The organism is Pseudomonas sp. PvP028 (genome assembly GCF_017832255.1).
In the GTDB taxonomy this organism is placed as follows: domain Bacteria; phylum Pseudomonadota; class Gammaproteobacteria; order Pseudomonadales; family Pseudomonadaceae; genus Aquipseudomonas; species Aquipseudomonas syringae.
In genome coordinates this window covers 5,685,626-5,697,777 of the sequence record NZ_JAFIBL010000001.1, presented here as the reverse complement: position 1 = coordinate 5,697,777, position 12,152 = coordinate 5,685,626, and the positions used below count along the sequence as shown (strand labels likewise).

Here is a 12,152-nt window from a genome sequence, read left to right as displayed (position 1 = left end):
ATGATGGACAAGGAAACGCCAATAGTAGTAATAAATAGAGCCGAATGGAGTATTCCATGTATTTCCATAGATTGGCTTAAATTGATTCTTCAACGAGACTGGGACTTAAGGGATTTTTTAGTTATAAAGAAAGGCAGCACATGTAAAGAGTCTGTTTATATCAGGCCTTGTAAAAAAGAAATGCTTTCCTTGATAGATAGACTTTACCTTGCCGAAGGATGTACGCTTTACTTGAGGAAAATTGAAAATTACGACCCTTCTTTCTTTAAATTCAAAACAGAGCTGGAAAAAGAATTTCCAAACTGTGCAATACAACTAAATGCATTCTTCACACCCCCTTGGTCGTGTGCATTAACTGCCCACGCAGATGACCATGATCTTCTAGCAATACAAATCGCAGGCAAGAAAAAATGGTCTTTCTGGCGACCTCTGTCTGAGGTAGCTTGTAAGGGGCTAGATGCTCATCAAATAAGTGTGCTTTCCATGGAGCATGCAGGCAATTTTTCAGAAGAGCAAGAGCATGTTTTAGAAGCCGGCTCGTACTTTTTTATGGGTAAGGGCACCATTCACAAGGCTCAATGCTTCGATGAGCCATCTATTCATGTAAGTGTATGGCTTGAATATGATTAACTTTTATTTGTCTCGAGCAAGATTTGCAAATGAGAGGCTAGATTTTATCAGCCACATGAAAGTCTCCTCGCCGTTACTGTTCGCAAACTTGATTTCTAGCACTCAAGCATTTGTGCTACTTGCAATATCCATATCACTACTTTCACACCAAGCAATTATTTTTACTTATGCTGCAAGCATCGGGTTATTTTACACCTCGATGGTGCTAGCGGTCACTAATCCTGTAGGATACCGAGTAAGCTCGCATGTCGCTAAAAAAGACCATAGAGCTGCATTGATAACAATTGCGCGAGCTTACCCTTACTTGTTAATACTTATAGGTATTCTATGGCTTGCATTGGTGTATTGTCACGCATACACTATAAAGCCCATATCGGCTAGTGTTGATTTGGCTGTTTCAGCACAGTACATGAAGATTTACTGGGCTGACTCTGCTATCCTTACACTTTCTGTACCACTATACTTACTAGCACTTGCGCTCAAGAAAAATTTACTGATTTTGATGATTGCTATCTTTGGTGCGGTGGTAACATTAGTATATGCCTTTTACCAGGTATTCATCTTGCACGCACAGATACCCAGCCTGGCTGCTGCATCGCTTTATGGGAGAATCGTAATGGCTTTGGCTTACGCCATTATTTTTCTTACATATCTGAAAAGTGTTTGGCATGACCTAACGGTCGACGCAAATAGAAGTGATGAGAAAAGCAAAGACTTATTTTCGGACATAGTTGATTATGTTTCTGCTTCTCTCGCTAGTAATGGCTTGAGCCTTACTCAAGCTCTGGTGCTCTCTTTGACGCCTACGATACTTATTGTTAACGCAGCAGTTAGTAGCGTGTCCAATATTTTCAACTCGCTGGGACTTGCTTTGGGAACATCCGGCGGCATAGCTTTGGCGAGAGCAAATGCAATCGGCGAACCGTATTGTCTAGAAGTTTCAGAAGCGATAAAGATATATGCAAAAATATTTACTATAATTGTTTTTCTTTGTGGCCTTGTCATCTTAATTGTTCAACTTGGCCTGACAAAGTATTTTGATGGTCTTAAGTTGATTTATATAAGCGTTGTAACTTCGCTTATCGTATGTACGGCTTTTTTTACTAGCTACACTTCCAAAGCTATTTTAAGGGGGGACGCTCGCTTTCAAAAGAACCTGACTTTTCGATTTGTTAAATTCAGAGCCGTGGCGCTCGTTTTTTTCTATGCACTAACGCTCAGCGACATGCTTACTGAAGTTGTTTATTTCAGTTTGATGCTGCTTATGGCATTCTACTATGCACTAGCTATTTCAAAACGTATTGACAGTGGCTTGTGGGTGGAGAAATTCAAAAGGATATAAAAATGAATATATTACGGCCTACGCTAACTACACCTAGATTGAAGATTCGAGCGTTCCGTCCAGAAGATTTTGAATCGTTTTACACTGCGATCAATGAACCGAAAATAGCAACCAGTATGGGGGCCTTAAGCTACCCCTACCCAAAAGAAGAGGCTATTAAATGGTTTGAATCTCACGAGGAGATGGAAGTGTCAGGGCGGTCTTTGGTAATGGCTATTACCTTTGAAGAAAAAGTTATTGGCGCAGTGAGTTTGGTAGGTATTTCTTATCAACATTCGAGGTGCGCAGTGACATATTGGATTTCTACGCCGTACTGGGGGAACGGATATTGCACTGAAGCTCTGGAAGCCGTAATCCAATTTGCGGCTAATGAACTGTCGATTCACCGGATATTTGCACAATGCTTTGAAAGAAATTATTCATCGAGAAGAGTGCTCGAAAAAGCTGGCATGACTTTTGATGGGCTTTTTGTCGACGACTATAAAAAAGACGGTGTATTTGAAAATATTGTGCAAATGTCATTGATTAATAAAAAAGACTGACGCATTCATTAGCTGGCAGTCCGGCTAAGGCGTCTCGTAAAGCCTATAACGCAAATAGATGTGTCATACGCACGATGATCTTGGAGCCACCTGAAGGTTGATCCATCTACATATATACCAAAAAATGTAGGAGGTAGTGCGTTCAAAAAGCACATCAGGTCGTCGATGCGGTACCTTGCACAGCGCGGTGTGAAAAGGCCACCCGAAGGTGGCCATGTTCAAGCGTTGATGAGTTGTCTGGCGAGTGCCATCTCTACGGAATCGCCATCCTGGTTCAGTGAATCCAATCCAGACTCTGGAACATCCCCTGAAGTGCTCTGCGATACGGCGATCTTCTTGGCCATCAGCTGCAGGCAGGTGATCTGAGAGCTGCCGATGTAGCCGAAAAAGATCACTCGGACGTCCTGCTTCTGTCCGATCCTCCATGAGCGCCTTGCCGCCTGTTGCACCGTGTAGACGTTGTAACCAGTCTGCATGAAGGCAATGGTCGGAAAGTCGAGCAGATCCAGACCTGTTTTTACGAGCTCCGGGTTGGTGATCAGTACGTCGACACCTCGATCAACCTGGTCGAGGATCCAGTCCTCGCGCCTGGCGGTGTCCACTGATGCACGCAGCACTGCCACCTTCAGCCCCGATTGCTCGAGCACCCGCTTCATGCGGCTCGTGGTGTCTCTGGTACCCGTGTAAACCGAGTAGGCCAGAACCTTGCGGTTCCGGGCGTTTTCAGCAAGACATAGGTCCAGAAGGGCCTGTTCCTTCGGCATGAGCTCGTCGTCATCGAAGACCGACGGCACGAAAGCCAACGTGTCTCTGGATCGAGGATGTTTTACCACCTCAGGTCGAAAGCAGCAGTCCGGCCATGCCAACAGCACGTTCAACACCACCCCTAACAGCGTTGTATCTCTTCGGGCCAGCGCCTGCCGAAGCTCGACGGTCAATGTCTGGGCAAGCTTACGGTGAGCCGCCTCCTGGTCTGGAGACATCGGTACGTCAATGAACTCCTCCCGGTAACCAGGTAGCACGTTGCCGCCGATATCCTTGAGTTTCAGGAACACAGTGAAGGGTAGAACGAAGCGGTGAATGCCTTTCGGGCCGAACCCCGGAGCTTTGACCGTCCGCACTGAGAGTTTCTTGCCTTTGGCAGTCTTGTGAGAACTGCCATCACGCTCGGTGTAGATATCCTTCAATACCCCATGATCTCGCATAAAAGACATCGCCGCCGGCGCCATGCTTCCTCGCACGTTGGGCTGATAGCCGTCCTCGATCATACGTCTGGTGAGGATCCGGAACAGTAGGTAGAACAGATCGTCCGCATAGCCGCCCATGAGAGTGCCGGTCAGCAGCACAGTCTTTCGTGCTTTGGCTGCGAGCACGCCCATAGCCTGACCTTGTGCCGATCCACTGTTTTTGTACTCATGCCCCTCGTCCACGACCAGTAGGTCGAAGCACCCATCAGGCAGGTAGCGCTTGATGAACTCGGTGGGTTGGTAACCCCCCTCGCCGAACCCGAACTCGATGTTGGCCATCGCACGCTCCATGCGCTTGGCTTGGCGGTCGCTGAAGATGAAATTGCCTTTGGCGTCCATCAGGTTGATGAACTCAGAGACATTGTCCAGAAGCATCGAGGCGAGAAAGTCTTCGCCGAAGTCAGATAAAAGCCGTTCTGCACGAACAGGTCCGATTGTAGGGATGCGACACATCGACTTTAGGATCGTGTTACGGCGGCTGCCGCCATCCGATTTGCCCGGACGCATCAGCGTCCATAAAGCGGCATCACAGTGGTCGCAGCGTCGACGTCGCTCTTCACGCTGAAATTCCTCAGCAGTGATCAGATTGCCTTCCTGGTCCTGGAGCAGACGCCCACAATCTGGACACGCTGCCAGGCTCCTTCCACCGCCGGCACGTCGCTGCCAAAAGGCCAGACGCCAGTGGAACCCCATCCGCATCCGCACACGGCCGAGAATAAAGAACTCCTGACGTCCGTCGTAGGTATCACCCAGTTGATCGCGCAGCTTCAGCAGCTTGACCAGGGTATCCGGTCCGTTGAGCACCCAGACGCGAGCGTCTGGGATGGTTTCGAGGATCTCGCGCCGCCACTTGTAGACCAGGTGCGGAGGCGCGATGACCATCGTCCTGCGATAACCAGCTCCATGCATGACTGCAGCGAGAGCGATGGCCATCATTGTTTTGCCTGTCCCCATCTCGGCATTGATGATGCCAGCCTGCTCATTCTGATCGAGCAAAAGCGCGGCAATTGCCTGGACCACTTGAGCCTGGGCAGGGAAGGGCTGTCGTTTGAGGCCGTCCAGCACCCACTGTCGAGCCGGATTGTCGATTCCTGCGTAGACCGGTGGGTTGGAGCGGTTGAGTGACTCTAGGAGTTCGTCGCCAAACTCTTCGATAAACTCAGTGAGCCCGATGTTCAAAGTTGGCACACAAGGGTGGCCTGCAGGCGCAGCCAAAGGCAGGTCGTTCATGATGTTTCTCCACTATTGGGTTAAACAGGGCATGCACGACACCACCAAGGGTATTGTTCATACCCTGATGTGCGGTTAGATGATTGAAAGGTGTTGGTAAAGTTTCTTAGTAGTCAGATGGCAACATGACTGTTGTTGCTGAGCGATCAGACTCGGTAATGATCCAGAGTCTGGTCTCATCCTCTGCGTCGATGTCATACCCGGAAAACAATCGGCCATCAGCACTCAGTGCTTGCTGGTTGCTGTCCCAGTCGTCGTTCGAAATCTCGCCCCAATCGCCCGTCGCGTGACGCCGCAGGTACTGCCTCACGTCGAGAGAGCTATTTTGAAGCAGACTTTGAACGCTGTGCGTGAGCATCACACGGCCCAGTTCAATTGAAGCGTTCTGACTACGTGCAGCAGTGTTTGAGGTGGTTTCGTGTGTAGCTGGTGTTGTCGCATCCGAGCTGATGGTCAGTGCGTACCCTAGATAGGATGAGCCTGGCGTCATATCCCATGCCCGAATCCTGGGCACAAAACGATCAGTCAAGATCCGTGTCTCAAACACGTTGCCGTCCTCGTCCTCAGTGAATTCGGTCTTGGGAACCTTATCCTTGTAAGTGTCGCCCTTGAGCACCAAGACACGCCCGGAACGAGAGGTCACTACACCAGTTATGGCTCCAGCAGCGAGTGCCAGTGCCAAGTGCCACCGTGAAAGTGCCTTCACCGGGGCCCGCGGTTGAGCGCCAGTCTGGCCAAAGTGCAGCGTGAAATCAGGCCATAGGCCTCTCAGACGAAGAACCTCTTCACTGAATTGCTCGGGTTCAAGAGTGATTCGGTAGAAGTGTTCCAGGTCATTAGCGATCGGTAGGACAGCGTATTGCTCCCATGGCCAAGTGGCCGGTAGCAGATCAGCAGCTTTTTCCCCGGATCCGATTGCCCGCAGATACTCACGCATCGCCGCCAGTTCCCGGGATCTTGCCAGATCCTGACGCCGTACCCTGATTCCGAAAATCACGACCTGTTTGAACGTCCGGTCTACCGCGGCGCAGATCCGCAGCCCGGTAAAGTGATTGGTGAGCCAGCCACACAGCTCGTCGTCCAGCACGTAGTGAGGAACGATGAATACCATCACCCCTCCGTACTGAAGCAACGGCAGTGACCGTTGGTAAAATGCCTTCTCCAGCCTTTTGCGGCCGCTACCCTGGTACTGTGAAGCGCCAGAGTGATCAGCGACCAGATCCCCGTAAGGAGGGTTGAGCCAGAGCAGTCCGAAGGACTGTCGAGAGATCATGGTGTCCATCAAGTCACCCTGCAGCACTCGGTCCAGCAACCTTTTCGAGTGATCAGCGCGCTCTTTGTCGTACTCAACCGCATACGTCTCTGTTCGGTCTCGCTCCAGCCGGTGTGCGACCTCAGCTAAAGCCACTCCTTCTCCCGAGCACGGATCAAGAATCCGCATCCGTCCGGAGGTCGCCGGCAACAATGCCTGCAGAGTGCGCTCCAGAGTCAGTTCGTCAGTCGGGTAATAGCCGTTGCGTGCAAAATTACGGGCAAGCCGTGAGAACATCAAAGCCATGGTTGGCTCCTTGGACTGGTGGGCGTGAACTACGCCGTAACTTCAGTAGTGAGTTTCCCTGCGCGAATGAGTTCGCCGAGAGCTTTTTCGAGCACGTCCAGCTGCAGCGACAAACGCCAGGCTGTCACCGAGCCAATAGCTCCCGGTAGCGGGTGCAACATGTTGTGCGCAGTAAGGACCTCCATCACCGGCTCACGCCAATGTGGAAGGAACGGAAGAGGGCAAGTGTCTACGATCAGCGGCCACAACCTATCGAACGGGTCTTGGGCTTGATTGATGAGCGCGTAAGCAGAATGGTTTGCTCTATCCGGCTGCGAGCAACGCTGATCGAACAGCCATAAGTGCAGCAGGCTGCCGAAGAGCGTTCCGCGAAGCTGGCGAGTGGTGCGTTTTTCCAACAGATCCGTATCAGGGAACACCGGGATGCGTTGGTCATTCATGACGATGTGGAACTGGTCCAGGCCGTTCTCGGTGGTACCGAGTGTGAGTCTGGCCAGAAACTCCTGCATGGCCGTGTCGCGGCCCCAGGCTGATAGAAATATCAAGTTTCGCTGCTCGTCACAGACGCACGCGTCGACGTACAGATCCGGGCATTCTTCGATGTGAAAGAGTTGAGTGCGGTTTGGCATTAGGTCCTCCAAAACAGGAGGGGAACCGCCCTGAGGGGCGGTGATGCCCCTCGGGATTCAATGTGTTTAGCGGATAAATTCGGGTTTATCGATTGCCGCCCGAGTTTGTTCTTCTGTCTCGTACTGCCAGCGACCATCAACGAACGCATCGCGGTCGAAGTCGTAAACTTCAAACATGACGTTTTTGTCGCATGGGTTTAGATGGGTGCAATACAGCTCACCCTCTGAATTCAAACCGGCTGCCCAGTGAGCCCCCAGTTTGAGTCGGTAACCCGGTCGACTCTTCAGCAGCATCGTGTATATCTCTAAGATCTGATCGAAACTCAAAGGCTCAGCAGCCACGAGTTTTTTCTCAAGCGGATCGAAGGTTACGGTGTTTGTTTGATACAACGGGCTTTGCCCAGCAATGAATATCTCGCATCGGAATCGCGGTCGCATTGCTATGGCCGCGTCTGCCTGTTCTACGGTCAAGTCAAGTTCGTCGACCAGAATGTTCCGGATTTCTGAGTCAGGTGCTTCTTCGTTGTTGGTGAGTTGATCCTCAATGATATCCAGGATCGCTTTCTTGATATTTATGAAAAGCGGATGCATGTGATGCTCCTTCAGTTAGTAATGAGGAGCACCCATGAGGGAGCCCTCAGGGGATGTAAAAGTAGAAAACGCTCAGTTCTGAGCAAGGTCAATAAGTGCTGAGATTCCAAATCTGCAGCTTGAAGTCAAGCTCATACCCGAGCTCGCCAAGGCGAACACATTGTTGCCGCAGACGCTTACGGTCTACAGTTGTGTCCAGCTTGACTGAACGTCCAATCGGCCAGATCGTGCCGAACAGCTCTGCATCAGCCTCATGTGCGGTGACCTGTTTCTCAGGCTCGGATCTCGACATCCCGAACGGTGCGTCACTGCCAGCAGAAACTGATCTTTTCGGAGTTGTTTGAATAGTCGGGCGAGGTTTGGTTGACGACGAGCCTCCCGAGGCTTCTTCGTCGAGTGGGTCAGTTTCGTTGTTGGACAGCCTCTCAGCCTCGTCTGCGCTCAGGTTGGCCACATCGTCCAAAGACATGCTGTCCAGCCTGGCGCGGACTTCGACCACCAATCTGCCGCCGTTTGTGTAGTAGGAGGGACGAATTTCGGTGATAACAAAATCACCTCGATATTTGCCCTCGTGGTACTGGTCCAGCAGCGCGTCCTTGATAACGAACTCACCGATGGACGTCGAAAGTCGCCCAACGTTGAAAGCGCCGTTGCGACCGCTGATGGTGCGTATGGCCAAATAGCCGGGCAGGTTGATCATGACTACTCCGGATTATCGGGCAGGCCACTAATATGGGAGCCCGAAAAAAAGCCCGAATATTCGGGCTTGTTCGTGGTTGCAGGTTGCTAACTGGGTCAGCAAAGATAGAGCGGCTTTTCATCCCTCAGCGAAATACACAGGTACGAATTACCGTGTACTGCATCAATGCGATGGAGTTTTAGCTCCAGCCATTCACGCCCTGAGCGGTCACCGTTAGGTGGGAAACGATAGATACCGAATTCTATCTGGGTTTCATCGGGTTGCAGGTGGAGTTCGCGATACGCTTCGAGTACGACGTCGCCTAGGCGAGTGCCGACTTCTGCAATATGTGATGGGGCTTCCAGGTGAACTGATTCATTCCATGCGGAAGGCGTCAGCACAACTGGCAATTTCAGCAAAGTGGATGGCAAGTGGTTTATGGCGGTGGACATAGTAGTTCTCCAGGTGCGGGTAATCACCTGGCCCGACCGGGTGGTGAATTACCCGGTCAGGTTAGTTTTCGTTCTTGAGAACGTTTGGTTAGAGTCTTTCTGTTACAGCGGATGGGCTATCAGGATATATATCTATCCCGCACCATTCCCGAAGAGTCCAGTAAGACCTGAGGAGTGCAGCATCTTCAATATAAGATCTGTGGTCCGGTGTGAAATTCTCAACGTGGTCCAATAGGGCCAAGTCTTCGAGCTTGTCCAGGACATCCTCCCAATACAAACTGGAAAAGCGATCCGGCGGCGTATCCTTGTTCAAAACCTGTTGATAGATACTATCTTGAGTGTGTGCTTTTGAGATCAGCAAAGCGAGCTCAAGTCTCAAGGTAAGTCTATTAGTATTACTGTCCATAGGAGCTCCAATATAAGGGCCCCGGTCCCTTAAGGGTGGGGGCCTTAAGGGTAAAGTAGAAGATTTAGTGTCAAGAAGTGATCACCATACCTGCCATTGCAAGAAAAGTGGCGACCAGTCCTCCTGCGCCGATCTGTGTCAGTAGTTGAGCGGAGAGCTGTTGTCCAAATTCCAGAAAAAATATGCTTAGCACTGTAAGCACGAGTGTAGCGATAGCGAATTTCATGAAGTCGTTACCTACTTTGTGGAGAAAAGAAAAGGCGCCTGCAGGGCGCCTTGAGGTTGTAAAAAATCTATCAAGCGGCTTGTTTCTCTCCTCGTCCTGCGCGAGCTGGTTTTGCTCGTGTTGGCTTAGGGGGAGTAGCAGCTGGAGTAGCCACATCAGTTGGTTCGCTGGAGGCAGACGCCTCGGATTGAACGACTGGGGTCGCTTCGGACTCTGAACTATCAGAAGAGGCAGGTGCTTCTTCTTTCTGCGGAGCCTGATAGACGTATTCACCTTCAACTTTGATCCAGGCAAGGTACAAGAGACGGCCTTTGAGGCTGACACCTGCTTGGCCCTGCTTAGCACCACTGCTGTAAGTAAAAACATCAGCCCAGATATCGCCGATCCGGAAAGAGACAAGAACCTTCTTCTCGGCAGCAACAGCTTCCTGGCAACGGCGAATCAGCTTGTCAGCTTCAGCACCAACCACGTTGCAGTCAATGTAGGCGTACTCAGGTTTCTCAGATGTGCCTTTGAGGGCAGCTACTGTCACAGCCATGAAAGGAGCGCCCTTACGAGGCTTCACTTCACGAATGCGGTTAAGATAGCCAATGCCGACGGTGTGCAGGTCGAAGTATTTGGTTTCGTTGGTAGAATTGCTCATGATGTATCTCCAGTTTTGAGTGTTCAAAGCGGAGATACACTTCGCCCAGGGGAAAGGTATTCCCCGCATGGGTGGTAAAGCGAAATTTTACGACAATCAATGCATGAATCTGAACGCAGTAAGCATAACGCCTACAGCAGCAGTCAGCATGACGGCCATACGAATGGTGAGTTTCAGTTCGAGTCTAGACTCGAGAGTGTCGATGTCGGCTTTTGTCGCGAGTTGCGTTTGCATATCCGACTCCAGAGCATCGACGACTGCAGCGGCGCGGTCTTCCGGAACATCGATTGAAATCAATGCTTGGTACAGCGCAATACTGCTTTTCATGAAGGTCTCCTGCTGGGCACGAGACCAACCCTACGGGAAAGGTCCCGATGGGGTGAGAGAATCATTGTGCATCCATCAACCAGATAAACTGATCAACCGTTCGCGCTTCCGAATGCTTTGCGAACTGGGGGTTGGATTAATGCGAAAAACGCATCGTAGTCATGAAATCCAGACTACCTCGGGCATGTTGCTGACAACGTCAGCGGTACATGGCTTTAGAATCCTTTAAGGGCGATTCGTTTGTCAACCCTCCAAATGAAAAAAGCCCCTCAATACATGAGGGGCTTGCCAAGGGTGGGGAGTATTAGGCAATGAGCTGGTCCAAAGGACCCATGACAGGGGCCTTGACTGGTGGTTCAGCATCCTGCTTTTGGGATGTTTCAAGCGCCTTCGATGCGCGAGATTTCCGGGGTTTCTTTACGGGTTTGGCTTGAATTTCTTGCATGTGGTGATCATACCAGCCAGCAAGATCGACGTGTTTGCATCGAGCCAATGCCGGCAGGCGGTATTGTTCCCACTGTTCGTTGGACATCACAGGTTCAGGCATTGTCCTGACTTGCTGTGGTGCGACTTGCACTGGTTCAGGATTAGGCTTATGAGTGACTGCACGGATGCATTCACGCAATGCTGTACCAACCATAACGCCAAAACGAAAGCTTGCTGTACTCATGATGTTTCTCCAGGGAAAATTGCGGAGAACACCGCCCGAGAGGGGAGTGATTCCCCGCTGGGTGAGTGACGCGTTTAATGTGCATCCATCGGCGTTTGAAACACCGATCGTTCGCGCCTCCGGAAGCTTTGCGAACTTTAGGTTGGATCAATGCGTAGAACGCATCGTAGTCGTGAGATCCAGACTACCTTCGACGAATAGTTGATAACTCCAACGCCTTAATCCACAAAGCTTTGAGGAGGTTACGGATAGGTTTGCTTGCGTATAACATTTCTTGTTGACGCCATTGTTCATTCATAAGCTCCCATTCCTCATCACTCATCGCGAGGGCTGGATCACTTATTTCAAAGACTTCAGCATCAGTAAGGTCACAATCTTCAGGTCCATAGTGCTCATAAACCTCTGGCCCAGTGAACTCAAAACAACCGCATGGGCAGGTGTCTTCAGTAAGACCGTGACTGCAGATTCCATGGCTTCGATTAATTTCCCTTGCCGCCTTGATTTCTGACGGGGAAAGATAATCATAGTCCAAGCGTGCATAGGTAAACGCATCTGCTGCTTCAAGCGCCAGTTCGTCATCGCCGAAAGTCTCAATCATCTGAGAGCAGAAATGCTCAAAGACCATCGTTTCGTATGTCGGAAATTGACGGCATGCCTCGCCATAAAGCATATCAACGCGTTTCGTGATTTCAACATTCTGAGATGCTGAGTGCATAGCCGTGTGATTCGACATGGTCAGTCTCCGTTCAAATAGTAGAAAACGGAGAAACTTGTCCCTAAGGGAAAGTATTCCCCGAGGGCAGGTGAGTTGTATGACATGACTCAGCCAAGCCGAGTGCAGCGTTGCGGGCGATGTGAAATATGCATCCATCGGTAACCAATACCGATCGTTCGCGCCTCCGGAAGCTTTGCGAACTTTGGGCGGGATCAATGCGTGGGACGCATCGTAGTCGTGAGATCCTGACTACCCGGGCATGTTG

14 protein-coding genes are annotated in these 12,152 nt (G+C 50.7%); 3 read left to right on the top strand and 11 right to left on the bottom strand.

From position 1 onward, the window contains the following. From JOE34_RS24310 to JOE34_RS24300, 3 genes are read left to right on the top strand one after another with little or no spacing between them, the layout of a single operon-like run. Nucleotides 1-630, top strand: a complete 630-nt coding sequence (locus JOE34_RS24310) for a cupin domain-containing protein (protein ID WP_011267033.1) — start codon at nt 1-3, stop codon at nt 628-630. Continuing rightward, on the top strand, nt 617-1,972 hold the full coding sequence (locus JOE34_RS24305) for a hypothetical protein (protein WP_161937020.1): 1,356 nt from the start codon (nt 617-619) through the stop codon (nt 1,970-1,972). The genes JOE34_RS24310 and JOE34_RS24305 overlap by 14 nt, the downstream gene beginning before the upstream one ends. A 2-nt stretch (nt 1,973-1,974) precedes the next feature. Then, nucleotides 1,975-2,514, top strand: coding sequence for a GNAT family N-acetyltransferase (locus tag JOE34_RS24300; protein WP_044311785.1), 540 nt, complete (start codon nt 1,975-1,977; stop codon nt 2,512-2,514). A 218-nt stretch (nt 2,515-2,732) separates the two neighbouring features. Here the strand turns inward: JOE34_RS24300 and JOE34_RS24295 are convergent, their stop codons facing one another. The 11 genes from JOE34_RS24295 to JOE34_RS24245 form a co-directional block, all read right to left on the bottom strand. Continuing rightward, complete coding sequence (locus JOE34_RS24295) at nt 2,733-4,991, bottom strand: DEAD/DEAH box helicase (protein ID WP_044311784.1); 2,259 nt, start codon at nt 4,989-4,991, stop codon at nt 2,733-2,735. A gap of 106 nt (nt 4,992-5,097) precedes the next feature. Further along, a complete protein-coding gene (locus tag JOE34_RS24290) occupies nt 5,098-6,549 on the bottom strand; it encodes a DUF6094 domain-containing protein (protein ID WP_209996771.1) in 1,452 nt (483 codons plus the stop codon). A 29-nt stretch (nt 6,550-6,578) separates the two neighbouring features. Continuing rightward, on the bottom strand, nt 6,579-7,178 hold the full coding sequence (locus JOE34_RS24285) for a hypothetical protein (protein WP_011267038.1): 600 nt from the start codon (nt 7,176-7,178) through the stop codon (nt 6,579-6,581). A 66-nt stretch (nt 7,179-7,244) separates the two neighbouring features. Further along, nucleotides 7,245-7,769, bottom strand: a complete 525-nt coding sequence (locus JOE34_RS24280) for a hypothetical protein (RefSeq protein ID WP_074908139.1) — start codon at nt 7,767-7,769, stop codon at nt 7,245-7,247. 88 nt (nt 7,770-7,857) lie between these two features. Further along, entirely contained in the window at nt 7,858-8,469 is a 612-nt protein-coding gene (locus JOE34_RS24275; protein WP_074908140.1) for a DUF3275 family protein, read from the bottom strand. A gap of 95 nt (nt 8,470-8,564) precedes the next feature. Beyond that, a complete protein-coding gene (locus JOE34_RS24270; RefSeq protein ID WP_209996769.1) occupies nt 8,565-8,900 on the bottom strand; it encodes a hypothetical protein in 336 nt (111 codons plus the stop codon). Between the two features lie 476 nt (nt 8,901-9,376). Then, the gene (locus tag JOE34_RS24265) at nt 9,377-9,532 is read right to left on the bottom strand and encodes a hypothetical protein (RefSeq protein WP_005895444.1); all 156 of its coding nucleotides are present in this window, start codon (nt 9,530-9,532) and stop codon (nt 9,377-9,379) included. 70 nt (nt 9,533-9,602) lie between these two features. Beyond that, nucleotides 9,603-10,175, bottom strand: coding sequence for an STY4534 family ICE replication protein (locus JOE34_RS24260; protein WP_080278512.1), 573 nt, complete (start codon nt 10,173-10,175; stop codon nt 9,603-9,605). A 96-nt stretch (nt 10,176-10,271) separates the two neighbouring features. Further along, nucleotides 10,272-10,502: a hypothetical protein gene (locus JOE34_RS24255; protein ID WP_003425076.1), complete on the bottom strand. Its 231-nt coding sequence runs from the start codon at nt 10,500-10,502 to the stop codon at nt 10,272-10,274. A 304-nt stretch (nt 10,503-10,806) separates the two neighbouring features. Continuing rightward, complete coding sequence (locus tag JOE34_RS24250) at nt 10,807-11,172, bottom strand: hypothetical protein (protein ID WP_074294742.1); 366 nt, start codon at nt 11,170-11,172, stop codon at nt 10,807-10,809. Nucleotides 11,173-11,356: 184 nt separating this feature from the next. Continuing rightward, a complete protein-coding gene (locus tag JOE34_RS24245; protein ID WP_003425071.1) occupies nt 11,357-11,905 on the bottom strand; it encodes a hypothetical protein in 549 nt (182 codons plus the stop codon). Nucleotides 11,906-12,152: the final 247 nt, after the last annotated feature.